The sequence below is a fragment of the Sphingomonas sp. FG14 genome (genome assembly GCF_057809675.1).
Map to the genome: position 1 here is coordinate 93356 of NZ_JBMDKK010000007.1, position 17123 is coordinate 110478.

General features: G+C 59.8%; 18 protein-coding genes and 1 pseudogene. 16 read left to right on the forward strand and 3 right to left on the reverse strand.

Features of this window, described 5'->3' with window-relative positions:
* Positions 1-134: 134 nt before the first annotated feature.
* The 4 genes from ACODTA_RS19165 (at position 135) to ACODTA_RS19180 (ending at position 2620) form a co-directional block, all read left to right on the forward strand.
* Complete coding sequence (locus ACODTA_RS19165) at positions 135-602, forward strand: MgtC/SapB family protein (protein ID WP_489067582.1); 468 nt, start codon at positions 135-137, stop codon at positions 600-602.
* Between the two features lie 101 nt (positions 603-703).
* Positions 704-835, forward strand: a complete 132-nt coding sequence (locus ACODTA_RS19170; protein WP_489067583.1) for a hypothetical protein — start codon at positions 704-706, stop codon at positions 833-835.
* Between the two features lie 217 nt (positions 836-1052).
* On the forward strand, positions 1053-1394 hold the full coding sequence (locus ACODTA_RS19175) for a hypothetical protein (protein WP_489067584.1): 342 nt from the start codon (positions 1053-1055) through the stop codon (positions 1392-1394).
* 926 nt (positions 1395-2320) lie between these two features.
* Positions 2321-2620 (forward strand): DUF6894 family protein, encoded by a 300-nt coding sequence (locus ACODTA_RS19180; protein ID WP_489067585.1) that lies wholly within the window; start codon positions 2321-2323, stop codon positions 2618-2620.
* Positions 2621-2838: 218 nt separating this feature from the next.
* Here ACODTA_RS19180 and ACODTA_RS19185 read toward each other — a convergent pair whose 3' ends face one another.
* Positions 2839-3057, reverse strand: coding sequence for a hypothetical protein (locus ACODTA_RS19185; protein WP_489067586.1), 219 nt, complete (start codon positions 3055-3057; stop codon positions 2839-2841).
* A 307-nt stretch (positions 3058-3364) separates the two neighbouring features.
* Between ACODTA_RS19185 and ACODTA_RS19190 the strand changes: the two genes are divergently transcribed.
* Complete coding sequence (locus tag ACODTA_RS19190) at positions 3365-3520, forward strand: hypothetical protein (protein WP_489067704.1); 156 nt, start codon at positions 3365-3367, stop codon at positions 3518-3520.
* A 597-nt stretch (positions 3521-4117) separates the two neighbouring features.
* Here the strand turns inward: ACODTA_RS19190 and ACODTA_RS19195 are convergent.
* Positions 4118-4513 carry an acyl-CoA thioesterase gene (locus ACODTA_RS19195; protein WP_489067587.1) on the reverse strand — a complete coding sequence of 132 codons (396 nt, stop codon included), beginning with the start codon at positions 4511-4513 and terminating at the stop codon, positions 4118-4120.
* A 274-nt stretch (positions 4514-4787) separates the two neighbouring features.
* Between ACODTA_RS19195 and ACODTA_RS19200 the strand changes: the two genes are divergently transcribed.
* The 11 genes from ACODTA_RS19200 to ACODTA_RS19250 all read left to right on the forward strand — a co-directional run bounded on the left by ACODTA_RS19200 (position 4788) and on the right by ACODTA_RS19250 (position 16694).
* Complete coding sequence (locus ACODTA_RS19200; RefSeq protein ID WP_222989055.1) at positions 4788-4994, forward strand: cold-shock protein; 207 nt, start codon at positions 4788-4790, stop codon at positions 4992-4994.
* Between the two features lie 61 nt (positions 4995-5055).
* Positions 5056-5280, forward strand: a complete 225-nt coding sequence (locus ACODTA_RS19205) for a hypothetical protein (RefSeq protein ID WP_489067588.1) — start codon at positions 5056-5058, stop codon at positions 5278-5280.
* Positions 5281-5406: 126 nt separating this feature from the next.
* Positions 5407-6126, forward strand: a complete 720-nt coding sequence (locus tag ACODTA_RS19210) for a spermidine synthase family protein (RefSeq protein ID WP_489067589.1) — start codon at positions 5407-5409, stop codon at positions 6124-6126.
* Between the two features lie 44 nt (positions 6127-6170).
* Complete coding sequence (locus ACODTA_RS19215; RefSeq protein ID WP_489067590.1) at positions 6171-6380, forward strand: hypothetical protein; 210 nt, start codon at positions 6171-6173, stop codon at positions 6378-6380.
* Positions 6381-6770: 390 nt separating this feature from the next.
* Positions 6771-7232 carry a hypothetical protein gene (locus ACODTA_RS19220; RefSeq protein ID WP_489067591.1) on the forward strand — a complete coding sequence of 154 codons (462 nt, stop codon included), beginning with the start codon at positions 6771-6773 and terminating at the stop codon, positions 7230-7232.
* Between the two features lie 309 nt (positions 7233-7541).
* The gene (locus tag ACODTA_RS19225) at positions 7542-7778 is read left to right on the forward strand and encodes a hypothetical protein (protein ID WP_489067592.1); all 237 of its coding nucleotides are present in this window, start codon (positions 7542-7544) and stop codon (positions 7776-7778) included.
* Between the two features lie 47 nt (positions 7779-7825).
* Positions 7826-12103: an RHS repeat domain-containing protein gene (locus tag ACODTA_RS19230; protein WP_489067593.1), complete on the forward strand. Its 4278-nt coding sequence runs from the start codon at positions 7826-7828 to the stop codon at positions 12101-12103.
* 788 nt (positions 12104-12891) lie between these two features.
* Positions 12892-15447 (forward strand): HWE histidine kinase domain-containing protein, encoded by a 2556-nt coding sequence (locus ACODTA_RS19235; protein ID WP_489067594.1) that lies wholly within the window; start codon positions 12892-12894, stop codon positions 15445-15447.
* A gap of 35 nt (positions 15448-15482) precedes the next feature.
* Positions 15483-15671 (forward strand): hypothetical protein, encoded by a 189-nt coding sequence (locus ACODTA_RS19240; RefSeq protein ID WP_489067595.1) that lies wholly within the window; start codon positions 15483-15485, stop codon positions 15669-15671.
* Between the two features lie 82 nt (positions 15672-15753).
* Positions 15754-16110 (forward strand): ParD-like family protein, encoded by a 357-nt coding sequence (locus tag ACODTA_RS19245; RefSeq protein WP_489067596.1) that lies wholly within the window; start codon positions 15754-15756, stop codon positions 16108-16110.
* Entirely contained in the window at positions 16107-16694 is a 588-nt protein-coding gene (locus ACODTA_RS19250) for an ATPase (protein WP_489067597.1), read from the forward strand. Before ACODTA_RS19245 ends, ACODTA_RS19250 begins: the two co-directional genes overlap by 4 nt.
* A 159-nt stretch (positions 16695-16853) precedes the next feature.
* On the opposite strand, the pseudogene ACODTA_RS19255 reads toward ACODTA_RS19250, so the two are convergent.
* Positions 16854-17101: pseudogene (locus tag ACODTA_RS19255) on the reverse strand (IS481 family transposase); the annotation flags it as partial.
* Positions 17102-17123 lie beyond the last annotated feature (22 nt).

Here is a 17123-nt window from a genome sequence, read left to right on the forward strand (position 1 = left end):
ATGCATCGGCGCGGCTCGGCCGCATCCCGTGGATCACGCCCGGCCCTCTCTCGATATGATGGTGGTTCGCGTCGTCTCGTCTCTCCCGGCGCGGCACCGCGTTTCCCCGGCATTCCAAACACGCGGCGGCGGCGATGTCATTGATCGCGGCAGGCACGTTCGACATAGGCCCGCACGCCGTCGCGCTTGCAATTGCCTATGTGCTGGCTCTGCCGCTCGGGTGGAACCGCGAGCGCGAGGAGCGCAGCGCTGGCTTGCGGACATTCCCGCTCGTGGCGATCGCGAGTTGCGGATTCGTCCAGGCCGCCGAGGGGATAACCGCGGGAAACGCCGAAGCGATGGCGCGCATCATCGAGGGGCTCATCACCGGCATGGGCTTTATCGGTGGCGGCGCCATCCTGCGTCTCAAGGACTCCGTCAAGGGCACCGCCACGGCTGCAAGCCTCTGGGTGACCGGTGCTATCGGCGTCGCCGTGGGCCTCGGCAGTTACGATATCGCGGTCATGATGGCGCTGACCGCCTTTGTGACCCTCTGGATACTGTCCCCGCTCAAGCGCCTGGCATCTTCGGAGGGGGAAGCTGCCGATCAGATCGGCGATTGACCCGGACGCGCCCGTCGCACTGCTTCGACATGCGCGGACAGGATCGCGCTGCGCCCCTCTGACCATTGCCATGACCTCCAGGTGGGCAGCAAAGCGCGCGTATGCGCGATGTTCCGACCGGCGAACCGCATGTCGGCGAAATCATCGTCGCGGAATTGTCGAGCCGTCTCGTCGCGGCCTTGATGTTAGCGGCAGGTTTGTCGGGAACCGCCATATCGTTTTGCAACCTATGATGGTTTCTGAAACTTTCCGCGCTCTTCGGACGTAGGTGCTTCAGATGGCTTCGCCCGGTCGCCGGGCATCCGTCGATCAAGGTCGCATTCATCAGCCCGATCCATCGATGAACGGCAAAGCCGCCTCGATGCAGTCGCGTGGAGACATATGAATATCATTTCGGACCGTGCTTCGACCGGAGCCTCAGCAACCCAGCCCTGCGACACGCAGTATGACATGCTGCTGAACCTCAACCGCGATTTCCAGAAGGAAAATGGATTCGAGATCCTGACACCCGACGCGAAGCTTTTCTGCGTGGTCGGAGCCAAGGGCACCCTCAGCGTGAAGGAAGCGATGCTCTATTCAGGGCTTTCGTACCGGGGCTTCTATCTCGTCGCCGCGCGCCTCGTGAACAGGGGCGTGATCGTCTTTGACGCGGATCCGCGCGATGCAAGGGTCAAGCGGATCAGCCTGGGCAGAAGCACGGTTTCGCTGGGCCGGTGGTTTCTTTCCGCTACGGGCATGCTCCCCGTCCCGGCGGGAGGCCGGGCGGGATGGATGACGGGCGCGGCGGCGTGATCCTGGCCTGATCGCTCGAGGCAGAGGGCTTTTCCCCGGCGAGGCGCCGCTCGCCGAAATGGCCGTCCCGGGTGCTTCACCAGGCATTTGGAGGGTTCAGCGCATTCCGGGTGAGAGGCGCGATGGTCGCGCGCCCGGCGGCGAGGCCGCTTGGTAAGTGGTCGGCTTTATATACGTCGGAGCCCGCGGAACCGTGCCGGCGATCCGCCGTTCATCCAGTATGAAGGAAATTTCAGTTATATTCTCGGTCGTCGCCCTCAACGCCGCGCTTCTTTGGGCATGGTGGGTTTGCTAGCCGGCTTGACCCGCGGACTGCTCCGGGATTGACCCGCTGCGTCCCCTCCATGGTCGTCGGCGCCGGGTGGTGGCGCGGCTCAGGTGCAAGGGGTGAACGGGATCAAAGGGACGCCTCTGGGCTCTGCGCGACGGGCGGCCGATTGCGAACGGCGAGTAAGCCCAAGCCGGCTTCCAGAAGCTGCAGCTGCACGTCGTTGTCACTGTCAAGGTCGGGACAATCCCACATATCTTCGCGCGTGTAGCGTTGCGAGGTCGCGCGCCGCGACGGGTCTGAGCACGCAAGTCAAGCTAGCTCGCCTTTTGCCTGAGGGGCGTTCCTGAACCACGCACTTTGCTTGGCGGTGACGATTCAGTTCTGGAAGGGTCTCGGCAACGGCGTCGAGCATCATGATCATGCTGCCCTTCGCGCAAGGCATTCAATCGCGCTGAATGCCTATTTTGGGGAAAACACTGGAAGGCAATCGACCTTAGGATTTTGCGCCTGATCGGGCTATGACGTCAAAACTCTCGAAGGCCCACCTTCCGCCGGGCTACTACTCGGCCAGTCGCCAGCGGCGGCGGTCATTTGCTGCACTACCATCAAGCGCAAGGCAGGTTTGAGAAGACCGGTTCGTTACGCGTCGCAACCGATGGCAACCAAAATGCAATCAAGCGATTGGGAGGCCATGGCACATTATTATTTTCGCACGACGAGCAATGCCGGAGGACCTGACGGCGACCCTTTTGAGTTCGAAACTACTGAAGACGCGCGACGGCAGGCCGTCCTGTTTACCAGCGAGATGCTGAGAGAGCGCCCGGACGCGATCTGGGACGAGGATGTCCGTCTTGATGTCACCACCGACGAGGGGCTGATCCTGTTCACCATCATGGTCGTCGGCGTGCACTCCCCTGCCGTTTCAATGCGGGCACAACCACCGCTTGCCTCGTAGTGCGTCGCCGCGAGGAGAGCTTCGCCGGCCTTTATGTCCAGGGATGGAGATTGGGGCCATGAAGGATAAAGAAGAGCCGATCGTGGCCGTCGGATTGTTGACGCTGACCGATTTATGACCATCATCGGTAAAGTTCCGTGGCAATGCTCCGAAGATATCGTGACAAATCGACGAAGTGGAGAAAAATTCCTGCGCATATGCACATATTTTGACCTGGATTAGGACTCGTCGGCCAAAATGGTGTATGAGCGCTTCATCAGTGTCGCTGTTCCCCACAAGCTGATGCCGAATGACGGTAATTTTGTTGAGCCGCCGCTTGTGAAAGCCGGAGGCTCATTATGCCCCAGGAAAATCATTACGATTATCTCTCGCGACGTGAACGCGAGTGCCGTGAAGCTGCCGAACGAGCCGAAGATCCAGCGGTCCGCCACACGCATATGACTTTCGCGAAGCATTATGCGAGTTTGATCGATGCGCCCCTCTCCCACGGGCAAATCGGATGAGAGGCGTCAGCCAGACTCGGGAGACACGCGAAGATCTCATTGCGCGTGCCCGCGCGGCAATGCGTCAAGCGGAGGCTGAAAAAGTGCCGAACCGCGCACGGATTTATATTGAGGCTGCAGAAACCTGGCTGCGATTGGCGGAGCGCAAGGTGAAGCGGAATCCTCAGGCGTCTCAACAGCTTTCACTGCCAGCTTGTCGCGCGTAGATGATCAGGAGCGATGGGCTTTCGCTCTCAGGCTTCTGGGGCAGCATGGTGGTCGCGTCGGGGATGTCGTCGAGGAGCGGGTCCATCATTTTGGAAGGCTAGGTGATGAAGATGCCCTCATTTTCTGGGGCGATATCGCTGAAAAGCTGATCAAATTGATGGGACCGGAGAACGGCTCCGCACCGAACTGATGGTCGCTTGCCTTGCTCCCATCCTTACCCAGAAACCTGTCAGGCCGAGATCATTGCCGGCAGGGACGGCTCAAAGGTCGTTCGCGTGACCATGATCCGGCCAGTCTCGGAGCACGGCCGTGGAAGAGCGGTCACAATGGCCGCAGCGATATAGCGGCGGGACGCCTCCGCGAATCACGGCCAGCGTGAACCGTCCGATGATCAGGAAGGCAACAGGGGCAACCTCGCCGCTTTTGCCAGCGAAATCCTTGTTCTGTGACAATCGCGCGTGGCCTCACCCCGCATGCGCATAGAAGGTCGCCCAGTTGGGCCTCGGGCTTATGCAACTGACGCTCCGTCAACTCGGTCGGCGCTTGCGCCTTACCTGTTTCAAGCGAAAGCTTTGCAGGTGCTCTCGGTCGCTGACGTGCTCGGTCGGTTTCAACGATGTCCGCTGATAGCAGATGGTGAGCAATACGGCGAGTCGAGCTCAAGCTTGCATTCACGCAGGCTTCCCGCCCGGTCGCTGTTGTGTCCAGTGCGGCGGTTCGATCGATTCTGCAATCGGTCATGGCGCTTCGGCAGATCTTGATAATGCAATTCTGCGCAGTGCATCGCTTAAGACTTCTCGACTGAGGCAGACGCAGTTTCGGGGAAGAAGGAGCGGACGATTTCATCGGAGACCCGCGCCGGACTACTGGAGGTGGAATCAAGGCAGCACCAGCGCGATTTCACGTCGGCGATCACATCCTGACCACGTCGTATCGTTGTCGTATAGAATGCGCTTTCTCGCTGAACCTTCTCCAGCCCCAGGCTCGCTGTCAGCCGGTCGCGCAGAAACGCTGGCCGGCGATACCTGATGTCATGCTTCACGGCGATCCACCGGAAGTTCGCCACTGCCTGTGGGGATGCAATCCGTTGCCAATGATCGAGCACGCCAGCCTGGATCCATTTTAAATATGTAGCATTATCCACATAACTTATCTTGTTGATATCGGCCTCATCGATGATCATATAAAAGTCATGCTGATGTGATGGGTTCATGGATATCCGAATAACACGGCATATCTACTCGCGCGCTTTCAATTTATTTTTTGAGATTTTTTTCGGGGTTTCCAGCCATTGGGCTATCATTTTTTCAGATTGGCCCTATCACTTAAGGGGCTGACGTCGCCTGCGACGGATATCGGGCCGCTATTGGCTCCCCTTTGTCCCTTTCTAGCCTCAAGACGCCGGGATGTGCCGCTGTTGGCGCATGCCCGTCACGCATGGGATAAAGGATATCCATATGATCACCGGAACCGTTAAATTCTTCAATGCCGACAAGGGCTTTGGCTTCATCGCGCCGGAGAGCGGCGGCAATGACGCCTTCGTGCACGTCAGTGCTGTCGAACGCGCCGGAATGCGCACGCTCGATAAGGACCAGCGTATCTCCTACGAGCTGGAGACGGATCGTCGCGGCAAAACCTCGGCGGTGAACCTGCAGGCTGCCTGAGGATGCTCGACCGGCGGAGGTTTCAGGATCTCCGCCAGTTTTCAGGGGATCAGGAGGCGTCATGTTGTCTTTGCAGTTCTACCAGGAGCAAGCGGCTCTGCAGCAAATTGCTGCCGATAACGCGACGCTTGAAAATGTTCGCGAGCGCTGTCAGCGCGCCGCTGATACGTGGGCGGCCTTTGCGGCTCGCAGCGAGCGCGCCGAGAAGGTGCGTATGGAAGCGGCTTCCGAAAAGCTGCTTGCTGGATTGAGTGAAAATCCTGACCAAGGGCGCGCGACAGTCTGAGTGCGCTGCATGCTGTTCCATCGCAGCGTTCGTCAGCGGCGCTCGCTCTCAATCTGAGGTAATCGATATTTTTGACTATGGCTGTCGCGGAAGCGACGGATGCCTTTCCTTTTGCAGGATCGGCATGTGAGCCTGGCTTTGTCCAGGACGGACGATGCATGCGGGGAAGACCCGACCCCATGGGGGGTGATCATCGACACTGCCGCTATTCCCGGCGGCGGCTATTTGCATCTTCTTCGTCACGACCAGGATTATGAAATTCTGTTTGGCGACGAGCAATTGATGGGTAGCTGGGATTTTAATTCAGAAAGGGCCCTGGCGACGCTCGTCTTCGATCGATTGGGAGCGCGTGTTGATCGCGTACTGGTCGGCGGATTGGGCATGGGCTTCACGCTCACGGCCGCGCGTTCCGTATTGCCTGCCACCGCGACGATAGTTGTTGCCGAACTCGTTCCGAAGGTCGTGGCTTGGGCCAGAGGCCCTCTCGCCCACATGTTCGGGGATTCACTCGGAGATCCGAGAGTGTCGATCGAGGTTCGGGATGTGCACGATCTGATCGTGGAAAGTCGCTCCGAGTTCGACGCGATCCTGCTTGACGTCGATAATGGTCCGGATGGCCTCGTAAGCGACGCCAATGAACGGCTTTACTGCAACTGGGGACTCAAGGCGACCTATGCCGCATTGAGGCCGGGCGGTATGCTCGCGGTTTGGTCGGCATATCCTGACGATGCTTTTTCGGAAAGGCTGCGGACGGCGGGTTTCGAACTGGAAGTCGTCAGCGTGGATAGCGGAGACGAGCAGGGGCCGCCTCACGTCATTTGGCTGGCCGCCAAACGACGCGCCTAGAGGGTTAATCGGGTTTGTCAGGCCCATAGTTTCGGAGAAGCATTATGGCGTCAAAGGTCGTCCGCCCCTATCTTTTGTCAAAGGATGAAAACGGAGCTTTCAGGGTCACCGTGCGAACGACGCGGTTCAATTCGCAGGGCTATCCTCTCGTGTCGAGTGAAATGCTGGACGATGTGTTTCAGACCCAGGCTGCGGCGCGCGCGTTCGTGAAGGAAACCTTCCGCGTCGAGGCGGCTCAGATCGCTACGAAGTGACCGGCTCCCGAGTGCAGGGCCCTGGTGCCGGACGAGACATCGCAGGTCCAGCGCAGGTCGGATTATGGTTGCGATCAACTTCTGCATCGATGCGTGAGTCGATACCGCGCCGCTTTTGAGGGGATACCTGCGCGCGGTGGGGTTCAAGCTCGGTCACATCGCGTGCCGCCTCAAGCACGACACAGGGGATCTGCCGGACGGCAACCATTGGAAATGCGATAAAGCAGGTCGCTACACGATTCATCCATCAGCGGCCGCCGGGATAGCAGTCCCTTCGCGTTTAATTTGAAAATCCTGCACCCCGCCCATTGTTCAGCGCAATGGGCGGGGAATGCCAGAGAGCGGGTGGGGTGCCTTGCCTACCGCCAGCGGGTCGCGCAAAATGCTTAAATGACGCAACGAGCATTCTGGATGATGGCGATCGCTGGGGCGGCGCTGATGCCTTCCGATCCGGTGGGCGCCACATCATGCAACACGCAACTGATCAATCAGCGTACGATCGATGATACCGCGAGGGACATCCTGCTCCATTCGGCTTTTGTTGGATTTGCCCGCATAGACGCTGGCAATAGTGAGGCCGTCCTGCGGCAGCGTCTGGACATGGTATTTCCGCTAAAAGGAGAAGCGGGCGCGCTGCTCATGAAGTCACGCAACGAATATCACTCCGCACAGTTCGATCGGGTGCACGGTCGGCCTGGCGAATTGGTATTCGTCGCTCTGTCCGGCACCGCTGACAACGCATGGATTGAAGCCTGCATGCCACTCGGGATCAGGCGTTTTAAGGAAGCAGACCTGTACAGCGCAATTCGGTCGCTCTCGGTCCAGGGTGGTGAGGCGCACGCCTCTCAGTAGACCTGACGCATGCGCCGGCCATCAATTAACATAGGTTGCCAATGCATCGCATTCTGCTGATTTACGCCGACTTCATAACGAACGCGAAATTAATCCTCCAGATCGGATGCAGTCCTGCTTGGACGCGAACAGACCATCGGGAATGATGCTCCCGCTGGCAGCGTCATGTGCGAGCAGCGTTTGGGATCGACGGCCTACAACCGGGCAGGGTCCGCAAGGGAAGATGGAGCGCATACCGAAACCACTTGTTGCAATGTAGGATTTCAGATGTTCTCTATCTGTTCCACGCCGAATCGGAGGAACGAGACGATGAGGAATAGCAGGCTGTTGATCGGGGCGAGCGCCGCCGCACTTGCGCTCGGAGCAGCGAATGGCGCGATCGCCGCCGAGACGATCACCTACACCTATGATGCCAAGGGTCGCGTGAAGAAGGCAGACCGCACCGGCACGGTGAACAACAACGTCAACAGCGAATATACCTACGACAAGGCGGATAACCGGACCAAGACCAAGCTGACCGGTTCGCCCAACCCGCCACCTCCGTAAGCGGCGGCACCTTTCCCTACCAATCCTGTTTCAATCGGAGATATGCGATGACCACGCACAAGTTGCGGGGCGTGTCGATGTGCGCGCTTCTCGCGAGCACCGCCCTTGTCTGTCCCACGGCCGCTCTGGCCCAGACCGTTGCGTCGGAGCCGGCGCGCTTTGTCACGACCGATCGCAATGGCGTCGATCTGGTCGACAACAGCTTCAACTTCACCATCAATGAGGGCTCGATCGGCCAGGGCGAATCCGCGCTCGCCATGGTCCGCACCTTCGGCGCCGCCGGCTGGCGTGACCCATATGATGCTCGCCTTGTTCGGCGGACGGTTTCCGGTCAGGTCCAGATCACGATCAACGGTGCGGTCACATCATCGCTCTTCAAGAAGGTCAGCGGTGTCTTCGTACCCGACAATGCCGATGGCTCGACGCTCACCGAGGTCGGCGGCGGTGACGGCTATGTGCTGACCCAGGCCAATGGTGATCAGATCAATTTTCCAGCGATGACCGTAACGGCCGGACCCGCCGCATTCACCAGCAATATCTGCACGGCGTCGGTCACGACAAGCTGCTTCCTGCCCATGGGATCGCGCACAAAGCCGAACGGATTGACGCAGACTGTCGCCTGGACGCTGGTGGAGCGCTGCTATCGGTCGGGTCCGCAGGTGAGCTGCTCGGACGATTCCCTGCCCTTCACCAACATCATTCGCGGCATTCGCATCAATCGCGTCAGCAACAATGCCGGCTATGCGATGGACTTCACCTATCTCTCCAACACCTTCACGCCCGGTGCGGTCACCAACTGGTACCGGCGTTCGACGATCGCCTTCAAGAACACCGGCGCCACCGCGACGAGCTGGCCGACCATCACCTATACCTATCCGACGACGACGACGACGACGACGAGCGATATTGGGGGACGGGTATGGACCTTCACCTATGCCGGATCCAGCGAAGGCGGTTCCCTGACGGCCATTCGGAGACCCGGTGCATCGAGCGACAATATCACGCTGACCTACAGCCCCGCGCTGTCGGCGGTGACAAGGGATGGCGTATCCACCAGCTATTCGCGCACGGTCTCGGGAACGACGGCGACGACGACCATCACCGATGCGAATGCCGGCGTCACCACCGCAGTCGCCGATCTCACGCTTTCGCGCGTCACCAAGCTCACCAACGAGCTCACGCGCGAAACCAATTATGTCTACGACACATCGGCGCGCCCGACGGAGATCATCCAGCCCGAAGGCAACAAGACCGTGTTCGCCTATGATGCGCGCGGAAATGTGACGAGCACCACCTACAAGGCCAAGAGCGGCTCGGGCCTCGCGGATATCGTCATTCCCGCCGACTATCCGGCAAGCTGCACCAATCCCGTCACCTGCAACAAGCCGACCTGGACGAAGGACGCCAAAGGCAACCAGACCGACTATACCTATGACAGCACGCATGGCGGCGTGTTGACCGTGACCGCGCCTGCACCATCGACCGGCGCGGTACGTCCACAGACCCGATACAGCTATGGCGCGACGGGCGGAGTGACCCTGTTGACCGGGGTTTCGGTGTGCCGAACGACATCAAGCTGCGCGGCAGCGGCGGATGAGACCAAGACCACCATCGCCTATACCGCCAACCTGCTGCCCAGCAGCGTCATGACGGCGGCGGGCAATGGATCGCTGAGCGCGACGACCGGCTATACCTATGATATTCTGGGCAACCAGATCACGGTCGATGGCCCGCTTTCGGGCACCGCCGACACCACCGTTATCAGGTACGACAACGCGCGGCAGGTGATCGGCGTTGTCGCGCCCGATCCCGATGGCGGCGGCACACTCGTCCACAAGGCGCAACGCTTCACCTACAACAATGATGGTCAGGTGACGCTGGCGGAGGTCGGTACGGTCGCCAATCAGACCGATCCGGCCTGGGCGGCTTTCTCCTCGTCGCAACAGGTGGCGACGACCTATGACGCCAATGCAAGGCCGGTTAAATCGGAGTCGAAAGCCGGGAGCACGACCTACACCGTCGCGCAGACGAGCTATGATACACTCGGGCGTGTGGATTGCGTCGCGCAACGCATGAACTCGGCGACCTGGGGTTCGCTGCCCTCTTCCGCCTGCACCCTGGCGACAACCGGCACCCTCGGCCCCGATCGGGTGGCCAAGATGACCTATGACGCCGCGAGCCATGTGACAAAGGTCCAGACCGCCTATGGCACGGCGGATCAGGCGGACGAGGTTCAATACACCTATACGAACAATGGCTTGCGTGCGAGCGCATCGGACGGTGAGGGCAATCCCTCTGTCTATCAATATGACGGACATGATCGTCTCGGTGTGACCTATTACCCGACGACCAATCACACCGGCGTCAACTGGACCGACTATGAATCCTATACATTTGACGCCAACAGCAACATCACCAACGTGCGTCTCCGTGACGGTCAGAACATCGCGAACAGCTACGACAATCTCAATCGGGTGACGGCCAACGATCTCCCGAACACGGTCTATGGCGAATATGATCGCACCTACACCTACGACAATCTGGGGCGTCCGCTCACGATCGGTGCGAGCAGCGGGCATAATGTCACGTTCGGCTACGATGCTCTCGGCCGCAAGGTCAGCGAGCAGAACTATATCGGCACGAAGACCTATCTCTACGATCTCGCTGGACGGCGCACGCGGCTGACATGGCCGGACGCCTTCTATGTCACCTACGACTATGACGTGACGAACAATGTCACGGCGATCCGGGAGAATGGGGCAACGTCGGGCGCCGGCGTCCTGGCGACATACGCCTATGACAATCTCGGGCGCAGAGCGACGGTCACGCGCGGCAACGGCACGGTCGCAAGCTACGGTTATGATGCCGTATCCCGCCTGTCGTCGCTGGGTGAGAACATGTCGGGGACCACCCATGACCTGGCGCTCGGCTTCAGCTATAATCCTGGATCGCAGATCGCCACCAACACGCGCAGCAACGATCTCTACGCCTGGGGCGGGCATTATAACCGCGACAAGACGGAGACGCCGAACGGCCTGAATCAGCTCACCGCACAGGGCAGCACCTCGCTCAGCTACGACGCACGCGGTAATGTCAGCGCAATCGGTGGCGGCTCGTTCACCTACACGGCGGAGAATGTGCTGACCTATTCGAGCAATCTGTCCTTGCTGACGGATTCGCTCAACCGGCCTGTCCAGACCTACAATCATACGAGCGGGCTCTACACCCGGTTCGACTATGAGGGCTCGGACATGATCGCGGAGCATAATGGCAGCAATGTCCTTCAGCGCCGCTTTGTGTTCGGCCCCGGAATCGACGAACCGATCGTCTGGTACGAGGGATCGGGCACGACCGACAGGCGTTGGTTGCATGCCGACGAGCGCGGGAGCATCATCGCGGTCTCGAACGGATCGGGCGCTGTGACCAACATCAACAGCTATGACGAATATGGTGTGCCGGCTACGGGCAATGCCGGGCGGTTCCAATATACCGGGCAGGCTTGGCTGCCTGAGCTTGGCATGCATTACTACAAGGCGCGCATCTACAATCCGGGCATCGGGCGGTTCATGCAGACTGACCCGATTGGATACGCAGCGGGCATGAACCTGTATGCCTATGTGACCGGCGATCCGGTCAACAGGACTGATCCACTCGGGCTGGACCCTTGCTTGCTGCTCGGGAATGATATGGAGGGCCCTTGTACGATCACGGGAAACAGAAATCAGGGGTTCCCGGATTGGTGGCCTTCTTCCCCGATCTTCTGGGGTAATGGGGGCGATGGTGGGATCGGCGGTGGCGGACCTGGGGGGATTCCGCTCCCCTCAGAAGTTCTCTTTGATTATATAGATGGGCTGAAAGAAGCGGTCGCGTCTTCTTTGCGTTGCGCCCCGTTAGGATCAGGGGTTGGCCTATGGACAGGGGGGGCGGCCGAGGCAGGCATTGCAGTAATAGGTGCAGGTGGGCAACGTAGTTACTCATTAATGTCGTTGCCCAACCATCAAAGCGTCGCATATCGGACTACGGGGGCTTCCGCCGGGGGGCCGGGCTGGGGTTCAGACCCCAAAGGAACCACGATACTTGGAGCAGCGGTCGGATGGGGAGGGGGGCTTTCGTTCTCGAACGCTAAACAGCCATCTGATTTGGCTGGTGCGGCCGATACTTGGAATATCAATGTCGGCTTGATTGGTGCGAGCCTATCATTAGGAGGCAACGGTATATGGAGCCTCAATGTAGGAGTTGCAAAGGGTTATGGTTTGGATGCAAGTAATTATACAACCAATACGGAAATTCTTAGTGCCACGAAGTCATCCTGCCCAGGTGGATAACGAAAGAGATTTCCATGAGTAAAGAAATATGGTTTGAAAAATTTATGTGGGCATATATGCCATGCCATTGGAAGGGATGGGCATTTTTGGCTGGGGTGGCGGCGATAGTAGTCCCTGTGCTAATTGTGATAGAAAAAATTTCGAGCCGCCCTGGGTGGGAGAGCGTTGATTTTTTGTTTATTGTCGTATTGGTGTGCGCTTTCATATTTACAGGGATTGTAGCGCGTCGGCATAGCAAATGAGTTTATTTGTAAGAAGATTTACTTTATTATATTGTGGTGTGGTGCATTAAATTTATGTGTGTGGTGGAGGACTAAGGGGGGGCATGCCCCCCCCCCATTACGTCAGTCGGCTTGGCTGTCTCGCAGGTCCAGCGCAGGTCGGATTTCCGATTTTCATTGGGCCAAAGTGCTTTCAGTAGGAAAGTGCCCTGAGGCGCAGTCAGGCCAGTTTGGGTCTGGTGTGGGTAAGCGCAAATAGGCCTGCCAGTTCAGCCTGAAAACGGCAGAAAACCAACGCTTTTCACAGATCTTAGAGAGGCCTTCGTAATGCGAGGGTCAGGTGTTCAAGTCACCTAAGCGCACCATCTGTTCTAAGCATTCTAAGCATTCTGAGCTGGTAGGTTCAGACTGACCTGCGGAAAACCAATTCCGTGAAGTGCGGGCTCTCGTGTTCGCAGGCGAAGCGCAATCGGCTGCGGCGCCGATCGGGAGGCGATCATGAACCCAAATGCGTCGCGTGCGTTATAATCTGCAGGCTTCGGCCGTGAGCATCTTCTTGGGGACAATGTGGCTGGACTTGACAAGGTCGACCTGACCAACTGCGATCGGGAGCCCATTCACCTGCTGGGCGCGATCCAGCCCGGCGGCTTTCTTATCGCGGTCAGTACCGACTGGGTCATCGCAAGGGTTTCCTCAAACATCCGGGACCTTCTGGGTCAGGATCCACAGGATATCATCGGGACTCCGCTGGCCGATTACGTGCCGGCAAAGTTCCTCCATGACCTGCGCAACCGCATATCGCTGCTGACAGTGCCGGACATGGTCGAGCGCCTCTTCGGCGCGCAAATTGCGCCATCGGGGCAGCCCTATGACGTGGCGGTTCATTTCTCCGACGGGCAGATCCTCATCGAGGCGGAGCCTGGGGTGGGGCAGGGCGGCGATGCGACGGGCTCGGTGCGAGCGATGATGTCCCGGCTCGACCAGGCCCGGGACATGGAAGGGTTCTACCGCGAAGGCGCGCGCCAGGTGCGGGCGTTGCTGGGCTATGACCGGGTGATGGTCTACAGGTTCGCCGCGAGCGGAGCCGGCGAAGTGGTGGCAGAAGTCGCCAGGGCCGGGATCGGCAGCTTCCTTGGTCTGCATTATCCCGCCAGCGACATTCCCAGCCAGGCCCGTGCGCTCTACAAGCGCAACCTCATCCGCGTCATCCGCGACGTCGACGCGGAGCCGGTGCCCGTCATACCGGCACGCGATGCCGAGGGAAGACCGCTCGACCTTTCGCTTTCGATCCTGCGCTCGGTGTCGCCGATCCATATCGAGTATCTCAAGAACATGGGAGTCGCGGCGTCGCTCTCGATCTCCATCGTGGTCGACGATGAGCTTTGGGGGCTTTTCGCTTGCCATAACTACACGCCGCGTTCCCCGACGTTCGAGCGCCGGTCGGTCTGCGAACTCTTCGCCCAGATGTTCGCGATGCGCCTGGAATCGCACGAGCGCCGGCAACTGGTCGAATATGACCGGCGCGCCCGAGACATCTCCGACCAATTGCTTGGCGCGGTGGCATCCGACGAGACCCTGCTCAACGATCCTGACTGGCTCGGCGACATCCTGACCAGCGCCATTCCGGCCGATGGCGTGGGAGTCTGGATCAACGGGAATTACGCCTTTTCGGGCGTCACGCCGCCGACCGAGGATTTTCGCAGGATTGTGCGTGCCTTGAACGGCACCGCCGCGGGGCGGGTCTATACGACGGATCATATCGGCAGCCTGATCGATGATGCCGACAGCTTCTCCGAGCGTGCGGCGGGATTGCTCGCGATCCCGATCTCACGGTCGCCGCGCGATTATGTGATCCTCTTCCGCTCCGAACTCAGGCAGTCGGTGCGCTGGGCGGGCGATCCCCACAAGCCTGTCGAGTACGGACCGAACGGACCTAGGCTCACCCCGCGCGAGAGCTTCGAGGAATGGAAGGAACTTGTCGAAGGACATGCCGAGCCGTTCAGCAAGTCCGAGCTTCGCGTTGCCGAAACGCTGAGGGCGACACTGATCGAGGTCGTGCTCCGCCTCGCCGACGAGGCCGCTGCGGAACGCAGGCAGTCGACGGCGCGTCAGGAGATGCTGATCGCCGAACTCAACCACCGTGTACGCAACATCCTTGGCGTCATTCGAGGCCTCATCCGCCAGTCCCAGCCGGACAACCCCGAGGTGCGAGAATTCGTTCGGCTGGTGGACGGCCGCATCCACGCGCTCGCGCGCGCGCACAACCAGATCACCGATGACCACTGGGGGCCGGCGCCTCTTCATGCCCTGATCGACGCGGAAGCCGACGCGTTCGCGGCCAACCGGCGCAGCGCGATCGTCGCGACGGGCAGCCCGGTCCTCCTCAATCCCCAGGCCTATTCGACCATGGCGCTGGTGATCCACGAGCTCGTCACCAATTCGACCAAATATGGCAGCCTTTCGTCCTCGCAGGGCAGGGTCGATATCGACTGGACGCGGGACAATCGCGGCGACCTCGTTTTCACGTGGAGGGAATCGGGCGGCCCGCTGGTCTCTCCCCCCAGGCGCAAGGGCTTCGGCACGACCATCGTGAACCGATCGGTCCCCTATGACCTGGGCGGCAAGGCAAGCATCGACTATGCGCCCGAGGGGGTCCGCGCGGAATTCTGCATTCCGGCGCGCCACGTATCCGAACCGAGGCGCAATGCGCCGGAGCCCGAGCGGCCGCGGCGTGCGGATGTCTCGAGCCAGCATGCGATCGATCCGGGTCTCATGGGACGGAAGCGCGTCCTTCTCGTCGAGGACAGCCTCATCATCGCGCTGGACGCGGAAGACATATTGGAGCGGTTTGGCGCCGAGGTCCTCACCGCTTCAACGCCGGAAGCGGCGCATGATCTGCTCGACAATGAGCAGGTGGACTTTGCGATCCTCGACATCAATCTTGGCGACCAGACCAGCTTCGGCATCGCCGACCGGCTCACGGAGCTTGGCATTCCCTTCTTCTTCGCCTCGGGATATGGCGAGCAGGCAAGCTTGCCGATGCAGCTTCGCGCCGCGATGGTCGTGCAGAAGCCCTACACGACCCATAACCTCGCCAACGCTCTCGAGCAGGTCCTGCCCTGATTTCGGGCCGCCACGCCAGCGCCCGCTTTCGGCCGATGCTGCGTATCGTCGTGACCTTCGCGGGCTTCGCCTATTTGGTTGGCATATCGATCGTGAACGGGCGATCCAGCACATTGCTGGCGATGATCGAGCGTTCTCCAGGACCCTTGGGCAAATCACGACGGCGTGGTCTCGCTCGTGGAGTCTGCTCAGGAAAGATGATCGGCAGCCGCGGTCGCTGTTGAGGCGTGGTCAGGCACCCTCGAGGAATGAGCGATAGTTGAAGAAGAGGTGGCAAAATGCTACCTAGTAACCTGGAGGTGGCGTTTGGCCCAGTCTATCAAGCTTGGTGACGACATCATGAAGATCGTGCGTCGCGAATCCGAATTGCAGAGCCGCTCGATTGCCGGCCAGATCGCCCACTGGATACGCATCGGCCGCGCTATCGAGAAATCCGGCAACTTCGATCATGCACGTATTACCGCCGCGCTGGCCGGCGATATCCAGACAACCGACCTCACTGACGAGGAGAAGGACGTTTGGCTCGACAACTTTGTCGAGAAAATGGGGCAGGCTGGGTCTGGCGAGACTGCCTTCTTTGCCAGGCGGCGGAAACTTGGACTGGGTGTCGGCCTCGACGTGGCGGGCAACCTCACGCGTGAGAAGACTGCCCGGAAGTCATGACGCCGACGATGATCGTGCTTGCCGGGCCGAACGGTGCCGGCAAGTCTACGCTCTACGAGACTCGCATCGCCCCCAGTTTCGCGGGACCCTTCATCAACGCCGACATCATCCAGCGCGATGAACTGTGCGATCCGTCACCGGCCGCATCGTATGAAGCAGCTCGCGTCGCGTCCTTGCGCAGGGCCGACTATCTCGCGCGAGAACGGGATTTCGTGACCGAGACCGTCTTCTCGCATGCCTCCAAGCTTGACCTGATCGAGGAGGCACGGGCCAGGGGCTTCACCGTGATCGTCATGCATATCGGTGTCGATACGCCAGATCTCTCTGTCGCGCGTGTCGGTGCGCGCGTGGCAGAAGGCGGACATGTCGTCCCCGAGGACAAGATTCGTGCCCGCTATGAGCGCGGTGCGCCTTTCATCCGCGCCGCGATCCTGAAGGCGGATCGCGGCATGGTCTTTGACAATTCCCGCCTCAACAAGCCGCCAAGCCACTGCATGACATTCTCGAACGGCCGATTGGTCTTCGCGGAGCCGCGGCTGCCGGCCTGGATTAGATCGGTTTATGAAACAGACCTCGAGACCTGAGGTCGGGTGCGGATGTTAGCAGTTCCAGCCGCTGTCATCGACATTGGTCGATCCTCGCTCTTCAACGCGCTTCCGGAAAACGTGCCCGTTTGGAGCGCTCGCTCAAGCTGCAGGGTTTCACGGGCAAAAATTGCGGCCGTTTCAGACTCTCCTCTGGCCGAGCGGCAGCAGCGTGTGGCGTCGAAACGCGATGACCACCGCTTCTTCTGACACGGTCATGATTGTTGAATGAGGAGCCTTCGGCCCGGCCTTCAGATATTCAGTGTCGTCTGCTTGGGCCATTTCGCTACTGGCTTGGGATTAATCTCCAAATCCCGGCTCAGCGGCGCGTTCGAAGCTTGCGATCGCTGTATTGCTGCTCGGACCGCGTGAGTGGTCGTGGCGCTCCTGTGGCTGACCCAGCCCATATAATGCTTGCCATTCACACTA